The organism is Novosphingobium sp. (assembly GCF_036733805.1).
Taxonomy (GTDB): domain Bacteria; phylum Pseudomonadota; class Alphaproteobacteria; order Sphingomonadales; family Sphingomonadaceae; genus Novosphingobium.
In genome coordinates this window covers 1-13,129 of the sequence record NZ_DAIMZT010000070.1, presented here as the reverse complement: position 1 = coordinate 13,129, position 13,129 = coordinate 1, and the positions used below count along the sequence as shown (strand labels likewise).

Annotated in this window: 24 protein-coding genes; 1 reads left to right on the top strand and 23 read right to left on the bottom strand. The window is 62.3% G+C overall.

Annotated features, from left to right (window positions below):
- Positions 1-212: 50S ribosomal protein L15 (gene rplO / locus V7D69_RS13815; RefSeq protein ID WP_333606085.1), on the bottom strand; the 212-nt coding region annotated here is incomplete at its 3' end.
- A gap of 72 nt (positions 213-284) precedes the next feature.
- Here rplO and V7D69_RS13810 point away from each other — a divergent pair.
- Positions 285-1,871: a hypothetical protein gene (locus V7D69_RS13810; RefSeq protein ID WP_333606084.1), complete on the top strand. Its 1,587-nt coding sequence runs from the start codon at positions 285-287 to the stop codon at positions 1,869-1,871.
- 17 nt (positions 1,872-1,888) lie between these two features.
- Here V7D69_RS13810 and V7D69_RS13805 read toward each other — a convergent pair whose 3' ends face one another.
- From V7D69_RS13805 to V7D69_RS13700, 22 genes are all read right to left on the bottom strand, one after another.
- Positions 1,889-3,082 (bottom strand): ankyrin repeat domain-containing protein, encoded by a 1,194-nt coding sequence (locus tag V7D69_RS13805; RefSeq protein WP_324063913.1) that lies wholly within the window; start codon positions 3,080-3,082, stop codon positions 1,889-1,891.
- A 145-nt stretch (positions 3,083-3,227) separates the two neighbouring features.
- Positions 3,228-3,404, bottom strand: coding sequence for a 50S ribosomal protein L30 (rpmD, locus tag V7D69_RS13800; RefSeq protein ID WP_054945226.1), 177 nt, complete (start codon positions 3,402-3,404; stop codon positions 3,228-3,230).
- 6 nt (positions 3,405-3,410) lie between these two features.
- Positions 3,411-4,118, bottom strand: a complete 708-nt coding sequence (gene rpsE, locus V7D69_RS13795; RefSeq protein WP_324063912.1) for a 30S ribosomal protein S5 — start codon at positions 4,116-4,118, stop codon at positions 3,411-3,413.
- A 2-nt stretch (positions 4,119-4,120) separates the two neighbouring features.
- Entirely contained in the window at positions 4,121-4,459 is a 339-nt protein-coding gene (gene rplR / locus V7D69_RS13790) for a 50S ribosomal protein L18 (RefSeq protein WP_324063911.1), read from the bottom strand.
- On the bottom strand, positions 4,459-4,992 hold the full coding sequence (gene rplF, locus V7D69_RS13785; RefSeq protein ID WP_324063910.1) for a 50S ribosomal protein L6: 534 nt from the start codon (positions 4,990-4,992) through the stop codon (positions 4,459-4,461). Before rplF ends, rplR begins: the two co-directional genes overlap by 1 nt.
- Positions 4,992-5,387, bottom strand: a complete 396-nt coding sequence (rpsH, locus tag V7D69_RS13780; protein ID WP_324063909.1) for a 30S ribosomal protein S8 — start codon at positions 5,385-5,387, stop codon at positions 4,992-4,994. The genes rplF and rpsH overlap by 1 nt, the downstream gene beginning before the upstream one ends.
- Positions 5,388-5,399: 12 nt before the next feature.
- On the bottom strand, positions 5,400-5,705 hold the full coding sequence (rpsN, locus tag V7D69_RS13775) for a 30S ribosomal protein S14 (RefSeq protein WP_324063908.1): 306 nt from the start codon (positions 5,703-5,705) through the stop codon (positions 5,400-5,402).
- Between the two features lie 26 nt (positions 5,706-5,731).
- Complete coding sequence (gene rplE, locus V7D69_RS13770; RefSeq protein WP_324063907.1) at positions 5,732-6,310, bottom strand: 50S ribosomal protein L5; 579 nt, start codon at positions 6,308-6,310, stop codon at positions 5,732-5,734.
- Complete coding sequence (rplX, locus tag V7D69_RS13765) at positions 6,303-6,620, bottom strand: 50S ribosomal protein L24 (RefSeq protein WP_324063906.1); 318 nt, start codon at positions 6,618-6,620, stop codon at positions 6,303-6,305. Before rplX ends, rplE begins: the two co-directional genes overlap by 8 nt.
- On the bottom strand, positions 6,620-6,988 hold the full coding sequence (gene rplN, locus V7D69_RS13760) for a 50S ribosomal protein L14 (RefSeq protein ID WP_324063905.1): 369 nt from the start codon (positions 6,986-6,988) through the stop codon (positions 6,620-6,622). The genes rplX and rplN overlap by 1 nt, the downstream gene beginning before the upstream one ends.
- A 94-nt stretch (positions 6,989-7,082) precedes the next feature.
- On the bottom strand, positions 7,083-7,370 hold the full coding sequence (gene rpsQ / locus V7D69_RS13755; RefSeq protein ID WP_324063904.1) for a 30S ribosomal protein S17: 288 nt from the start codon (positions 7,368-7,370) through the stop codon (positions 7,083-7,085).
- A 12-nt stretch (positions 7,371-7,382) separates the two neighbouring features.
- Entirely contained in the window at positions 7,383-7,595 is a 213-nt protein-coding gene (rpmC, locus tag V7D69_RS13750; RefSeq protein ID WP_324063903.1) for a 50S ribosomal protein L29, read from the bottom strand.
- Positions 7,595-8,029: a 50S ribosomal protein L16 gene (gene rplP, locus V7D69_RS13745; protein ID WP_324063902.1), complete on the bottom strand. Its 435-nt coding sequence runs from the start codon at positions 8,027-8,029 to the stop codon at positions 7,595-7,597. The genes rpmC and rplP overlap by 1 nt, the downstream gene beginning before the upstream one ends.
- A 22-nt stretch (positions 8,030-8,051) precedes the next feature.
- Complete coding sequence (gene rpsC, locus V7D69_RS13740; protein WP_324063901.1) at positions 8,052-8,747, bottom strand: 30S ribosomal protein S3; 696 nt, start codon at positions 8,745-8,747, stop codon at positions 8,052-8,054.
- Between the two features lie 3 nt (positions 8,748-8,750).
- The gene (rplV, locus tag V7D69_RS13735) at positions 8,751-9,128 is read right to left on the bottom strand and encodes a 50S ribosomal protein L22 (RefSeq protein ID WP_324063900.1); all 378 of its coding nucleotides are present in this window, start codon (positions 9,126-9,128) and stop codon (positions 8,751-8,753) included.
- Positions 9,128-9,406 carry a 30S ribosomal protein S19 gene (gene rpsS, locus V7D69_RS13730; protein ID WP_324063899.1) on the bottom strand — a complete coding sequence of 93 codons (279 nt, stop codon included), beginning with the start codon at positions 9,404-9,406 and terminating at the stop codon, positions 9,128-9,130. Before rpsS ends, rplV begins: the two co-directional genes overlap by 1 nt.
- 6 nt (positions 9,407-9,412) lie before the next feature.
- Positions 9,413-10,249 carry a 50S ribosomal protein L2 gene (gene rplB, locus V7D69_RS13725; RefSeq protein WP_333606083.1) on the bottom strand — a complete coding sequence of 279 codons (837 nt, stop codon included), beginning with the start codon at positions 10,247-10,249 and terminating at the stop codon, positions 9,413-9,415.
- Positions 10,250-10,253: 4 nt separating this feature from the next.
- Positions 10,254-10,568 carry a 50S ribosomal protein L23 gene (locus V7D69_RS13720; RefSeq protein ID WP_324063898.1) on the bottom strand — a complete coding sequence of 105 codons (315 nt, stop codon included), beginning with the start codon at positions 10,566-10,568 and terminating at the stop codon, positions 10,254-10,256.
- Positions 10,568-11,206, bottom strand: coding sequence for a 50S ribosomal protein L4 (gene rplD / locus V7D69_RS13715; protein ID WP_333606082.1), 639 nt, complete (start codon positions 11,204-11,206; stop codon positions 10,568-10,570). Before rplD ends, V7D69_RS13720 begins: the two co-directional genes overlap by 1 nt.
- A 3-nt stretch (positions 11,207-11,209) precedes the next feature.
- Positions 11,210-11,968 carry a 50S ribosomal protein L3 gene (gene rplC, locus V7D69_RS13710; RefSeq protein ID WP_333606081.1) on the bottom strand — a complete coding sequence of 253 codons (759 nt, stop codon included), beginning with the start codon at positions 11,966-11,968 and terminating at the stop codon, positions 11,210-11,212.
- 289 nt (positions 11,969-12,257) lie between these two features.
- Entirely contained in the window at positions 12,258-12,569 is a 312-nt protein-coding gene (rpsJ, locus tag V7D69_RS13705) for a 30S ribosomal protein S10 (RefSeq protein ID WP_091146544.1), read from the bottom strand.
- Between the two features lie 468 nt (positions 12,570-13,037).
- On the bottom strand, positions 13,038-13,129 hold a 92-nt coding region (locus V7D69_RS13700; RefSeq protein ID WP_333606086.1), incomplete at its 5' end, for a hypothetical protein.

Sequence of the window (13,129 nt, the reverse complement as noted above, 5' to 3'; positions counted from 1 at the left end):
GCGAACTTCTTGTTGTTGAAGCCCCGCTTCGGCAGGCGCATGTGCAGCGGCATCTGGCCGCCTTCAAAGCCGTTGACCGAAACGCCCGAACGCGCCTTGGCGCCCTTCTGGCCGCGGCCACCGGTCTTGCCCTTGCCCGAACCGATGCCACGACCGATGCGCATACGACGATGGCGGGCGCCGGAATTATCGCGAATATCATTCAGTTTCATGTCTTGCACTCGCTTTCGCTTTAAGTCGCGCTTGATTTAGGAAGTGCGCGCCCGTAGCCGATGCGAACGCGAATGTCACGCTCCCTTTTCAGCGAATCGCGCAAAGGCTACCGGACGACGCTCAACCGCCCAGTTTCCGGAGGCCAAGCTTTGTCTTTCTCTTCAGCCGGCCGGCCACCCTCGATCCCATTCGGAGTCTGGCCCTTTGCGGTCCTTCTGCTCGTTGCGCTGGTATTGCGCGCAAGCACTTTCGGCGATCCCAACGTAAGCGGAGACGAAACCTTCTACCAGACGGTTGGCATCGCCATGCACCACGGCGCCGTACCTTATGTCGACGTGTGGGACCGCAAGCCCTGGGGCCTGTTCTTCCTCTATTACCTGATTACCGGAATCTGCGCAGGGCCGATCGGCTATCAGCTTGCGGCCACGGCCTTCGCCGCCGCGACGGCGTGGATTATCGGACGAATCGCGCTGATCTGGACGAATCGGCAAGGCGCGCTGCTGGCCGGCATGGCATATCTGATCTTCCTGATCCCGTTCCAGGGTTATGGCGGCCAAAGTCCCGTCTTCTACAACCTGTTCGTCGCGCTGGCGTTTTTACTGGTGCTGCTGGCGGCACCGGACCTGCAAAGGGGATGGGTGCATTGGCACCTTCACGCCGCGATGCTGCTGGCTGGACTTGCCATCACCATTAAGACGACCGCGGCCTTTGAAGGCGCCTTCCTGGGTCTGTGGTGCGCCAGCCAAGTATTGCGGTCACCGCTGCCGAAAGACAGGGCGTGCCGCGTCATCGTGTCCTGGGCATTGATCGGAGCAGCCCCGACCTTTGCAATCGCTGTAGGGTACGCGATCGCCGGATATTGGGAGATCTACTGGCACGCCATGGTCGTTTCCAACTTTGCGAAAGCACCTGAATGGACTTCGTCGGCGATCCGTTTCACGATCATGTTCGCTCGCCTGGCGCCGCTGCTTATAATTGCCGTGCTTGCCCTGCCCGATCTGCCAGCCGAGCGGAGGCGCTTTGTGCTGCTATGGCTGCTGGCGGCCTTCGCCGGAGTAGCTTCGGTTCCGCACTTTTTCACGCACTACGCCCTCTCGCTGCTTGTTCCCTTAAGCGTTACGGCAGCTGCGTTTCTAGATCGCCGGTGGATAGGCCCCCTTGCCCTCGTCGCAGGCGCATGGTTCGCTCTTTGCGACAGTAAGGTGCTCGATTTCCAGCACGCCCATCGCTCGGGCGCCGCGTTCGATCAGCTGACGCGCACTATCCGCGCACATGACGATGGCGGTCCCCTGTTCGTCTTCGATGGGCCGCATCAGCTCTATACGATGACGGGCAAGACCTTCCCCACGCCTCTCGTCTTTACTGCGCACCTTGGACATCTGATGGAAAAGGACGTTAGCCATCTTTCCACGCTGGGGGAGGTGAGGCGCGTGCTTGCAATGCGCCCAAGCATCATCGTCGCTGCGCCCGCCCCCCGTCAAGGGCCGCCCAACCTGGAGACTGACAACCTGGTCCGCGCCTATTTCCACGCACATTGCCGCCTCGTTGCCCGCGTTTCGACGCCTGATTGGCTGAATGAGAACATCACGGATGTCTGGGCGGATTGTCGAAAAGCGAGATTACGGGATGGTTCGCCCCTCCGCGGAGGCAAGGCATGAGCAGCCCTATTCTGACGTCATCTTCCGCCGAACCCCACCACCAGCTTCGCGCTCTCGGGCACGGTCGTGCCGAAGGCGTCACGCGCCGGCGCCCACCGTACGATATCCAGGGCCAGATCGCACAGCTCCTTGTCGAATGCCGGATTTTCTGAAGCCGGATCAAGGCTGCACGATGTCGAGTTGCCTCTGGCGTCAACTTCGAACAACAGGTCGTGGCGCTCAAAGCTCTGGCGACGCAGTACGTGTTTATATCGCTCCTTCAGTTCCGTGAGCGCGTGGTTGAACTCCGAAAGGCTGGTGTCGTCCCAGCGCGGCTTCTGGCGCAGGTTGGCGAACTCCTCCTCGGTCACCAGCGGGCGCAGCCGCCGGATCATTCCGTACCAACGCATGATTCGGGCCACCTGCAGCGGAGACTCCCGATCGATCGCCGTCTGGCAGGCCGCCCCCGTGGGGCTGGCCTTTGCCTCCAGCAACGCTTCCGCTGCCGGCCAGCGGTGATAGGCGACGGCCCAGGCCAGGGGCGTCATCCCGAACATGTCCGGCGCATTCACCGGCTGTTTGTCGCGATTGATGAGAATGTCGATGTCATAGACAGAGCCTCGCCTTGCGGCTGCGCCCAGGCCGTAGGACATGCGGGCCGGCCCCAGTTCGGCAAAACCGTAAGGAAGCTCGATGCCGTTCGTGCCGGCGTCCGAGAAATCGGGCTTGGGGCCTGCCTTCGCGAGTTCGCGGCAAATGTCCGCATAGGGATAGCGAGGATCAGAAAGGATGGCTGCATTGTAGCGCCTTCCGAAGGCGGTCACCCTGTCGTCAGGCCCCTTCCCCATTGCTGCAGCTTCATCTGGCACGAAGGCCAATGTTCGCACGGTCCAGGGCTTAAGACCGCCGAGTACGCGACATTGCGCATCGTAAAGCTCCGTGGAAATACCCTCGGGCGTGGTTGCGGCGGCAAGACGGTAATCGCCGGCCTCCACCGCTTTCCTGGCCCAGACGATCGGATCCGGGTGCGAGCGTCCTTCCAGCGCCTTGGCCAATGCCTCGTCCGACTTGCGCAGGGCGGCCAGCCTTGCCGGATCGGCGCGGGTATCGTCGCAGCCGGGCACTGACGAACCTTCGGCCATCACATCGCCCTTTTCGTGCCGCGACGTGCATCCTGCAGCGGCCAGCGCCGCAACGCACAGGACCGACGCTGCCAGTGCTCTGATGTTCAAGACCTGCTCCCGAGTGGATTCAGCGACCCGCGCGAATAGCATAGCCGCCGCAGGGGAAAAGAGCGCAGTCGCACTTACGCCTCCGAAAAACAAAGGCCCCGGCGTTTCCACCGGGGCCTTCGATATTCAGCTTAAAGCCGGAAGCTCAGTCAACCACAGCGACCATGTGCGGCAGCTTGGCGATCGCACCACGCACTTCGGCGGTGTCCTCGACTTCGACGACCCGGTGCATCTTGCCCAGACCCAGACCGATGAGAATCTTCTTCTGGCTTTCCGGGCGACGGATCGGCGAACCGATCTGCTTGATCTTGATTTTGGCCATGATCAATTACTCCACGATGGCTTCGGCGGCGGCCTCGGCCTCCGCTTCGCTGGCGCCACCGCGACCGAGCAGGTCGGAGACCTTCTTGCCGCGACGCTGCGCAACAGACTTGGGCGAAGTCTGGCCGGTCAGCGCGTCGAACGTGGCACGGATCATGTTGTACGGGTTCGAGGTGCCCACCGACTTGGTGACGACGTCATGGACGCCAAGGCTTTCGAACACGGCGCGCATCGGACCGCCCGCGATGATGCCGGTGCCGGCCGGAGCGGAACGCACGTTCACGCGGCCCGCGCCGAAGTGGCCCTTGCCATCGTGATGGAGGGTGCGGCCCTCTTTCAGCGCGACGCGGATCATCTTCTTCTTGGCAGAGGCGGTCGCCTTGGTGATCGCCTCGGGAACCTCGCGAGCCTTCGAGTGACCGAAGCCCACGCGGCCCTTGCCGTCACCCACGACGACCAGCGCGGCGAAACCAAAGCGCTTACCGCCCTTGACGGTCTTCGACACGCGGTTGATGTGAACGAGCTTTTCGATCAGTTCTTCGCCCTGCTCTTCATCACCGCCACGATCGCGCCGGCCTTCGCGACGGCCACGGCCGCCCCGTTCACCGCGATCGCCGCGTTCGCCACGGCCGCGACGACCACGGCCCTCTTGGGGCTCTCCGCCCTGGACGTGCTCAGCCGCGATCGGCTGTTCGATGGTGTTTTCGTCTGCCATTATCAGAACTCCAGCCCGCCTTCACGGGCGGCTTCGGCCAGCGCTTTCACGCGGCCATGGAACAGGAAACCGCCACGGTCGAACACGACAGCGGTCACGCCCGCCTTTTTCGCGGCTTCGGCAAGCTCCTTGCCCACGCGAGTGGCGGCATCGATGTCGGTGCCCTTGCCCCCCAGCGTATTCGCGGCGGCCACGGTGCGGCCCTGAGCGTCGTCGATAATCTGCGCGTAGATGTGGCGGCCGGTGCGATGCACCGATAAACGCGGACGGTCGCCCGACCGGGCGCGCAGGGCGGTGCGGACGCGCCGACGGCGGCGTTCGAAAAGGGAAAGTTTGGCCATTACTTCTTCTTCCCTTCCTTGCGGAAGATGAACTCGCCGCGGTACTTGATGCCCTTGCCCTTGTAAGGCTCAGGCTTGCGCCAGCGTCGAATCTCGGCCGCGATCTGGCCGACCTTCTGCTTGTCGATGCCGGAGATTTCGACCGTGGTGTTGTCCGGGGTCTTGATCTCGATGCCTTCCGGCACCGCGATGTCCACGTCGTGCGAATAGCCGAGCTGCAGCTTCAGGTTCTTGCCCTGAGCATTCGCGCGGTAGCCAACGCCCTTGATCTCGAGGACCTTGGTGAAGCCTTGCGTCACACCCTCGACGAGGTTCGAGACCAGCGTGCGCTGCATGCCCCAGTGACTGCGGGCAGCCTTGGAGTCATTGGCGGGCTGAACCGAAATCGAGCCGTCTTCAAGCTTGTAAGTGACCTGGTCCGACAGCCCCAAGGTCAGAGCGCCCTTGGGGCCCTTCACCGAAAGGGTGCCGTTCGCGATATCGGCGGTCACCCCAGCGGGGATAACCACCGGCTTCTTGCCGATGCGGCTCATCAGAACACCTCCGCCAGCACTTCGCCGCCGACGTTCTGTGAACGTGCCTCGGCATCCGAGAGCACGCCCTTGGGCGTCGAGACGATGGTGATGCCAAGGCCATTGCGCACGATCGGCAGTTCCTTTGAACCCGAATAGACGCGGCGGCCGGGCTTGGAAATGCGCTGCACGTGCTTGATCGCGGGCTCGCCCTCGAAATACTTCAATTCGATGCGCAGCTGCGGATGAGCACCCGTCGCGTCTTCGCTGAAGCCACGAATATAGCCTTCGCGCTGAAGCACTTCCAGCACGCGGGCACGAAGCTTCGAGGCGGGAGAAAGGACGGAGTCCTTTTTCGCCCGCTGGCCGTTGCGGATGCGGGTGAGCATATCACCCAGGGGATCGGTCATTGCCATTCTACTAACCCCTTACCAGCTCGACTTGGTCACGCCGGGGATCATGCCCTTATTGGCAAGATCACGCAGCTCGACGCGGCACAGGCCGAACTTGCGGTAGTAACCGCGCGGACGGCCGGTCGTCGCGCAGCGATTGCGAACCCTCGTCGGGTTGCCGTTGCGCGGGATCTCGGCCAGCTTCAGGCGAGCAATGAGGCGCTCGGTTTCTTCGAGCGTTTCATCGTCGGCAACCGCCTTGAGGCGGGTGTACTTGCCTGCATACTTCTTGACGAGCTTCTTGCGACGCTCGTTCTTGTTCACGGAACTCAGTTTCGCCATGGACTTAAGCTCTCTCTAGCGGCGGCTCACGCCGCCTCCTTCTGTTCCGCCTCGGCGGGGAACGGGAAACCGAACAGGCGCAGCAGTTCCCGCGCTTCGTCGTCGGTCTTGGCAGTGGTGGTCACGATGATGTCCATCCCACGCACCTTCTCGATCTTGTCGTAGCTGATCTCTGGAAAGATGATCTGCTCCTTGAGACCCATCGCGTAATTGCCGCGGCCGTCAAACGACTTGGGGTTCAAACCACGGAAGTCGCGAATGCGGGGCATCGCGATCGTGACGAGACGATCGAGAAACTCGTACATCCGTTCACGGCGCAGCGTCACCTTGCAGCCGATCGGCATGCCTTCACGCAGCTTGAACTGCGCAATCGACTTGCGAGCCTTGGTGATAACGGGCTTCTGGCCGGCGATGGCTTCCATCTCGGCGGCAGCGGTCTGGACCTTTTTCTTGTCCTGGCTTGCTTCGCCTACGCCCATGTTGAGCGTGATCTTTTCGATCTTCGGAACTTCCATCACGTTGGCGTAACCGAACTTCTCGGTCATCGCCTTCACGATCTCGGCTTCGTACTTGGTACGCAGACGGGGGGTATACTTGTCAGCCATCGATGGTCTCCCCGGACTTCACGGCCACACGGACCTTCTTGCCGTCCTTGACTTCGAAGCGAACGCGCGTCGGCTTGCCGTTCTTGTCGGCAACGGCGACCTTGCTGATCGCCATCGGCGCCGGATTGCGCTCGATGCCGCCCTGCGGGTTCGTCTGAGTGGGCTTGCGGTGACGAGTGGCGACGTTCACGCCTTCGACCACGATCTTGCCGTCCTTGGGCAGGACCTGCAGGACAGTGCCGGTGCGGCCCTTGTCCTTGCCGGATAGGATAACGACGGAGTCGCCCTTCTTGATCTTCGCGGCAGCCATCACAGCACCTCCGGAGCGAGCGAGATGATCTTCATGAAGCCGCGGCCGCGCAGTTCGCGCACCACCGGGCCGAAGATACGCGTGCCGATCGGCTCTTCGTTCTTGTTGATGAGCACCGCGGCGTTGCTGTCAAAGCGGATGACGCTGCCGTCGGCGCGGCGCACGTCCTTCTTCGTGCGCACGATCACCGCGCGGTGAACGTCGCCCTTCTTGACGCGAGCGCGCGGCTGCGCCTCCTTCACCGACACCACGATGATGTCGCCGACGCCGGCGAAACGACGCTTCGAGCCACCCAGCACCTTAATGCACTGGACGCGCTTGGCGCCGCTGTTGTCCGCGACGTCGAGATTGGATTGCATCTGGATCATCGATCCGGTTCCTTCTCAACTGGCTTGCCGGAACCAGTCCGGCAGTTCCAAAAATTTACCCCGAACGTGTCGAGGCGGACGTCTTAGTTCAGTCTCAGCCTGCGGCCTCTACGTCGAGATTCGCTTCGAGAGCAACACCCTTGCCTGCTTGAAGACGATCAAGAACCTTCCAGGTCTTCGTCTTCGAGTAGGGCTTCGTTTCCTCGATGCGAACGCGCTCACCGGTGTGGAAAGCATTGTCCTCATCGTGGGCGTGATACTTCTTCGAGCGACGGATGATCTTCCCGTAAAGCGGGTGCTTCACCTTGCGCTCGACGAGCACGGTCACGGTCTTGTCGGTCTTGTCGGAAACCACGGTCCCGATCAGAATACGCTTGGGCATCGTGCTTCCTCCTTACGCCTTCGACCCAGCAGCATTCTGGCGCTCCGTCTGGAGCGTCTTGATGCGGGCGATGTCGCGACGGACTTCCTTAATGCGCGCCGGACGCTCGAGCTGGCTCGTGGCGGCCTGGAAACGCAGGTTGAACTGCTCGCGCTTGAGGTCGGCGAGATCAGCGGTAAGCTGATCGTCTGTCTTGGCGCGCAGGTCTTCGGTCTTGGCGGCCATTATTCGGCTCCCAGGTGCGAGGTGTCGCCGAGGCGGGCAACGACCTTGGTCTTGATCGGCAGCTTCATCGCGGCACGGCTGAACGCTTCCGCTGCGAGCGGGCCGGCGACGCCATCCAGCTCGAACAGGATCTTGCCCGGCTTTACGCGAGCAGCCCAATATTCGACCGAACCCTTGCCCTTGCCCTGGCGGACTTCGGCCGGCTTCTTCGAAACCGGCACGTCCGGGAAGATGCGAATCCAGAGACGACCCTGGCGCTTGATGTGGCGGGTGATCGCACGGCGAGCAGCCTCGATCTGGCGGGCGGTGACGCGCTCCGGCTCCAGGGCCTTGAGCCCATATGAGCCGAAGTTCAGATCGGTGCCACCCTTGGCGTTGCCATGGATGCGCCCCTTGAACGCCTTGCGAAACTTGGTTTTCTTCGGTTGCAGCATGGTGCTTACTCTATCCTAAGCCTTAGCGCGCCGGGCGGACGCCGGAGGTTTGAGCCTCCATCATCAGCCGGTCCTGCGCCGTCGGGTCGTGGCCCAGGATCTCCCCCTTGAAGACCCAGACCTTGATGCCGATGATGCCATAGGCGGTCAGCGCCTCGGCCTCCGCATAGTCGATGTTCGCGCGCAGCGTGTGCAGCGGCACGCGACCTTCGCGGTACTGCTCGACGCGGGCGATTTCAGCGCCGCCAAGACGGCCGCCGCACATGATCTTCACGCCTTCGGCGCCCAGACGCATGGCGGACTGCATCGCGCGCTTCATCGCGCGGCGAAACGCCACGCGGCGAACCAGCTGATCGGCAATGCCCTGTGCGACAAGCTTAGCGTCGATCTCCGGCTTGCGGATCTCCACGATGTTCAGCTTTACTTCGCTGCTGGTCATCGCCGAAAGCTGCTTGCGCAGCTTCTCGATGTCGGCGCCCTTCTTGCCGATGATGACGCCCGGACGAGCGGCATAGATCGACACGCGGCACAGCTTGGCAGGCCGTTCGATCACCACTTTCGAGATTGCCGCCTGCGGCAGCTTCTCGATGATGAATTTGCGGATCTTGAGGTCTTCCTCAAGCAGCTTGCCGTAATCCCGACCTTCCGCGAACCAGCGGCTGTCCCAGGTACGGTTGATCTGCAGGCGCAGACCGATCGGATTGCTCTTGTGACCCATGGATCAGACCTCCTCGACTTCGCGAACGACGATCCGCAGCCGCGAGATGGGCTTCAGGATCCGGGTGGACTTGCCGCGTCCACGAGCATGAAAGCGCTTCATGGTGATCGACTTGCCGACCGACGCCTCGGCGACAACCAGGGCGTCGACGTCGAGGTTGTGGTTATTTTCCGCGTTGGCGATCGCCGAAGCGAGAACCTTGCGCGCATCCTGCGCCATCGCCTTCTTCGAGAAAGCGAGGATGTTCATCGCGTCCTCAGCCCTCTTGCCGCGGATCAAGCCCGCGACGAGGTTGAGCTTCTGGGCGGAACCACGAATAGTGGTGCCGACCGCAAGAGCTTCCTTCTCGCTAACGCGGCGGGGTGCTGCCTGCTTGCTCATTAGCGCTTGCCCTTCTTGTCAGCCGCGTGGCCGGGGAAGGTGCGCGTGGGCGCAAATTCACCGAGCTTGTGACCGACCATGTCCTCGTTGACCGAGACGGGGATGAACTTGTGCCCGTTGTAGACCGAGAAGGTCAGGCCAACGAACTGCGGAAGGATCGTGGAGCGACGCGACCAGGTCTTGATCGGGCCAGCGCGACTGCCGGCGTCCTGCGCAACCTCGGCCTTCTTGAGAAGGTACAGGTCAACGAAGGGGCCTTTCCAGACGGAACGTGCCATCGTGTCTTACCTCTTCTTCTTGGCGTGGCGCGAACGGATTATCATCTTGTCCGTCTGCTTGTTGTTGCGAGTGCGGGCGCCCTTGGTCGGCTTGCCCCACGGGGTGACCGGATGACGGCCGCCCGAGGTCCGGCCTTCACCACCGCCGTGCGGGTGGTCGACAGGGTTCTTGGCAACGCCGCGCGTCAGAGGACGGCGGCCCAGCCAGCGCTTACGGCCAGCCTTGGCAAGGGTCTGGTTGGCGTTGTCCGGATTGGACACCGCGCCCACGGTGCCCATGCAATCGCCACGCAAGTAACGCTGCTCGCCCGAGTTCAGGCGGACGATGACCATGCCGCGGTCACGGCCGACAACCTGCACGTAAGTGCCGGCGGAGCGCGCGATCTGACCGCCCTTGCCCGGCTTCATCTCCACATTGTGGCAGATCGTGCCGACCGGCATCTGCGACAGGAGCATCGCGTTGCCGGGCTTAACGTCCGTTTTCTCACCAGCAACAACGACGTCGCCGACCGAGAGGCGCTGCGGCGCGAGAATGTAGGCCAGCTCGCCGTCCGTGTACTTCAGCAAGGCGATGAAAGCTGTGCGGTTCGGATCGTACTCGATCCGCTCGACAGTGGCTTCCATGTCCCACTTGCGACGCTTGAAGTCGATGAAGCGGTACTTCTGCTTGTGGCCGCCGGCTATACCACGCGAAGTAACATGCCCCTTGTTGTTGCGGCCGCCGGTCTTTGTCTTGCCTTCGGTCAGCGCCTTGACAGGCTTGCCCTTCCACAGTGACGACTTGTCGACGAGGACCAAGCCGCGACGGGCGGGGCTGGTCGGGTTGTAGTTCTTGAGTGCCATCGGATCAGCCCCGTACGCCTTCGGTCACGTCAATAGACTGGCCTTCGGCCAGCGTGACGATCGCCTTCTTCACGTCGCTGCGGCGGTAAGCCTTACCCCGCCAGCGCTTGGTCTTGCCCTTCTGAACCAGGGTGTTCACGCCAGTCACCTTGACGTCGAACAGCGCCTCGACAGCCGCCTTGATCTCGGGCTTGGTCGCCTTGTCAGCCACCTTGAACACGACCGCGTTCTGCTCAGAGATCAGGGTCGCCTTTTCAGTGATGTGAGGGGCGAGGATCACGTCGTAATGACGGATATCCACTTCCTTGGTCTTAGCCATCAGTTGGTCCCTCCCGGAAGGGCGAAACGCGCCTCCAGCTTCTCGACCGCGGCGCGCGTCAGCACCAGCGTATCATGCTTCAGGATGTCGTAGACGTTGGCGCCGATCGCCGGGAGCACGTTGACACCGATGATATTGCGGGCGGCGCGGGCGAAGTTGTCGTTCACCGCCTCGCCGTCGATCACCAGCACCTTCCGGCCGAAGCCCGCCTTCGCGAGTTGGCCGGCGAGCGCCTTGGTCTTGCCGTCGACATCGAGACTGTCGACAACAATGAGGCTGCTCTGCGCCTTGGCGGAAAGAGCCATCTTCAGCCCAAGCGCGCGAACCTTCTTGTTCAGCGAGACGTTGAACTCGCGACGCCGGGCGCCATGAGCCTTGCCGCCGCCGATGAACACGGGCGCCGCACGGTCACCGTGGCGAGCCGTACCGCCGCCCTTCTGGCGGCCGAACTTCTTGCCGGTGCGCGCGACATCCGAGCGCTCGCGGGTGGCGCGGGCAATGCCACGGCGGTTTTCGAGCTGCCATGTCACGACACGGTGCAAAATATCAGCGCGTGGTTCCAAACCGAACACGTCATCCGACAGTTCGATGTCGCCCTTTCCGGCCGAACCGTCGAGGTTGAGGACCTTGACCTTCACGACTTAGCCCTCCTGGCCTTCGGTCGCCTCAGGCGCAGCGGTCTCTTCCGCAGGCGTGTCAGCGACGACTGGTTCATTGGTGTTGGCGGCGGCCTTCAGGCCGGCCGGATACGGAGCCTCGGCATGACGGGCGACCTTGACGGCGTCCGAAACCGTGAGCCAGGCGTTCTTCGCGCCGGGAACCGAACCCTTGACGAAGATCAGGCCACGCTCATCGTCCACACGGACGATTTCCAGGTTCTGCTGCGTGCGTTGACGGTCACCCATGTGGCCGGCCATCTTCTTGTTCTTGAAGACCTTGCCCGGATCCTGGCGATTACCGGTCGAGCCGTGAGCACGGTGAGAGATCGACACGCCGTGCGTGGCGCGCATACCGCCGAAACCCCAGCGACGCATGGCGCCCTGGAAGCCCTTGCCCTGAGTGTGGCCGGCAACGTCGACCAGCTGGCCCGGCACGAAGTGCGAAGCAGCAATGGTGGAACCGACTTCCAGCACGGCATCGTCCGCCACGCGGAACTCGACGACCTGAGCCTTCAGGGGAACCTCAGCCTTGGCGAAATGCTCCCGCTGCGGCTTGGCGACATTCTTCTGTTTGGCTTCGCCGGCACCGAGTTGAACCGCGACATAACCGTCGCGCTCTTCGGTGCGGACCGAAACCACCTGGCAATCTTCCAGAGCCAGGACAGTGACGGGCACGTGGCGTCCGTCCTCCTGGAACAGGCGGGTCATCCCGACTTTCTTGGCGATCACGCCGGTGCGCATGACCAAAACTCCTTACAGAGGCCCGCGCAGAACCATTCCGCGTAGGCGTGTCCAGCCCAATTGGTGATACGAGCCCCGTCCGGGCTGGGTGCTCCCTGCTGGTCCTGGATCAGGACCTCGGAAGCGAGACGGGGGACGCATTCCTGAAGCAATGCCTCAGAGGTATCCCTTGTGTCCGCAGCGGCGCTCAATGCTGCGGCTCTGTCTCTTGGCGGATTTTTCCCCGCTAGAGCCGGACCGAAACCCGGAAGAGATGTGGACCGAAGTCCGAAACTTGCGCCGAGACGGCTTACGCCAGCTTGATCTCGACGTTCACGCCGGCAGCCAGATCGAGCTTCATCAGCGCGTCGACAGTGGCGGCGTTGGGCTGCACGATGTCGAGCAACCGCTTATACGTGCGCACCTCAAACTGCTCACGCGACTTTTTGTCGATGTGCGGTCCACGGTTGACACAGAACTTCTCGATCTTCGTCGGCAGCGGAATGGGGCCCCGGATAAGCGCGCCGGTGCGGCGGGCGGTGTCAGCGATCTCGCCAGTCGCCTGATCGAGTACGCGATGGTCAAACGCCTTCAGGCGAATGCGAATATTCTGAGCTTCCATTACCTACTACCGATGAGAAAGAGCCAAGGGGCTTGCACCCCGAACAAATTCGAGCCGCGCCCCTACATGGGCCAAGGGATTCGCGCAAGCCCTGATTTCCGGATTTGTTTGGGTTCCGGGAGAGAGATTTCGAACATGGCGCTCCGTTCGGCAACGCAGTGCCGTTAGTCAGCGGGGCCCCGCCTCCTTGAAGCACACCCTCAAATCAGAAAATCGCAGAGATCCTCCCAGTTCGGATTCGCCTTCTCGATCAATTCGAACTTCCGTTCGCGGCGCCAACGCATCACGCGCTTATGGTGTGGGGTGCAATCCTCGACGATTTGCTGGGGGCTAACACGCTTTAACTCCTCTTCGTCTCCCCGGGCCTGACCTTGGATTCCGCTTTCGGCCCATCATTCCCACGCAAACAAAAAGCCCGGCCTCCTTTCGGAAGCCGGGCCTCTTATTCGGTTACCCGAGATCAGCGAATTACTTCGTGATCTTCGAAACCACGCCCGAACCGACGGTGCGGCCGCCTTCGCGAATGGCGAAGCGGAGGCCATCGTCCATGGCGATCGGGG

Excerpts from the sequence above, each read along its gene's own strand:
- V7D69_RS13810 (WP_333606084.1), top strand. The coding sequence starts at position 285 with ATGTCACGCTCCCTTTTCAGCGAATCGCGCAAAGGCTACCGGACGACG.
- rpmD (WP_054945226.1), bottom strand. The coding sequence starts at position 3,404 with ATGGCCAAAATCAAGATCAAGCAGATCGGTTCGCCGATCCGTCGCCCG.
- rpsE (WP_324063912.1), bottom strand. The coding sequence starts at position 4,118 with ATGGCAGACGAAAACACCATCGAACAGCCGATCGCGGCTGAGCACGTC.
- rplR (WP_324063911.1), bottom strand. The coding sequence starts at position 4,459 with ATGGCCAAACTTTCCCTTTTCGAACGCCGCCGTCGGCGCGTCCGCACC.
- rplF (WP_324063910.1), bottom strand. The coding sequence starts at position 4,992 with ATGAGCCGCATCGGCAAGAAGCCGGTGGTTATCCCCGCTGGGGTGACC.
- rpsH (WP_324063909.1), bottom strand. The coding sequence starts at position 5,387 with ATGGCAATGACCGATCCCCTGGGTGATATGCTCACCCGCATCCGCAAC.
- rpsN (WP_324063908.1), bottom strand. The coding sequence starts at position 5,705 with ATGGCGAAACTGAGTTCCGTGAACAAGAACGAGCGTCGCAAGAAGCTC.
- rplE (WP_324063907.1), bottom strand. The coding sequence starts at position 6,310 with ATGGCTGACAAGTATACCCCCCGTCTGCGTACCAAGTACGAAGCCGAG.
- rplX (WP_324063906.1), bottom strand. The coding sequence starts at position 6,620 with ATGGCTGCCGCGAAGATCAAGAAGGGCGACTCCGTCGTTATCCTATCC.
- rplN (WP_324063905.1), bottom strand. The coding sequence starts at position 6,988 with ATGATCCAGATGCAATCCAATCTCGACGTCGCGGACAACAGCGGCGCC.
- rpsQ (WP_324063904.1), bottom strand. The coding sequence starts at position 7,370 with ATGCCCAAGCGTATTCTGATCGGGACCGTGGTTTCCGACAAGACCGAC.
- rpmC (WP_324063903.1), bottom strand. The coding sequence starts at position 7,595 with ATGGCCGCCAAGACCGAAGACCTGCGCGCCAAGACAGACGATCAGCTT.
- rplP (WP_324063902.1), bottom strand. The coding sequence starts at position 8,029 with ATGCTGCAACCGAAGAAAACCAAGTTTCGCAAGGCGTTCAAGGGGCGC.
- rpsC (WP_324063901.1), bottom strand. The coding sequence starts at position 8,747 with ATGGGTCACAAGAGCAATCCGATCGGTCTGCGCCTGCAGATCAACCGT.
- rplV (WP_324063900.1), bottom strand. The coding sequence starts at position 9,128 with ATGAGCAAGCAGGCAGCACCCCGCCGCGTTAGCGAGAAGGAAGCTCTT.
- rpsS (WP_324063899.1), bottom strand. The coding sequence starts at position 9,406 with ATGGCACGTTCCGTCTGGAAAGGCCCCTTCGTTGACCTGTACCTTCTC.
- rplB (WP_333606083.1), bottom strand. The coding sequence starts at position 10,249 with ATGGCACTCAAGAACTACAACCCGACCAGCCCCGCCCGTCGCGGCTTG.
- V7D69_RS13720 (WP_324063898.1), bottom strand. The coding sequence starts at position 10,568 with ATGGCTAAGACCAAGGAAGTGGATATCCGTCATTACGACGTGATCCTC.
- rplC (WP_333606081.1), bottom strand. The coding sequence starts at position 11,968 with ATGCGCACCGGCGTGATCGCCAAGAAAGTCGGGATGACCCGCCTGTTC.
- rpsJ (WP_091146544.1), bottom strand. The coding sequence starts at position 12,569 with ATGGAAGCTCAGAATATTCGCATTCGCCTGAAGGCGTTTGACCATCGC.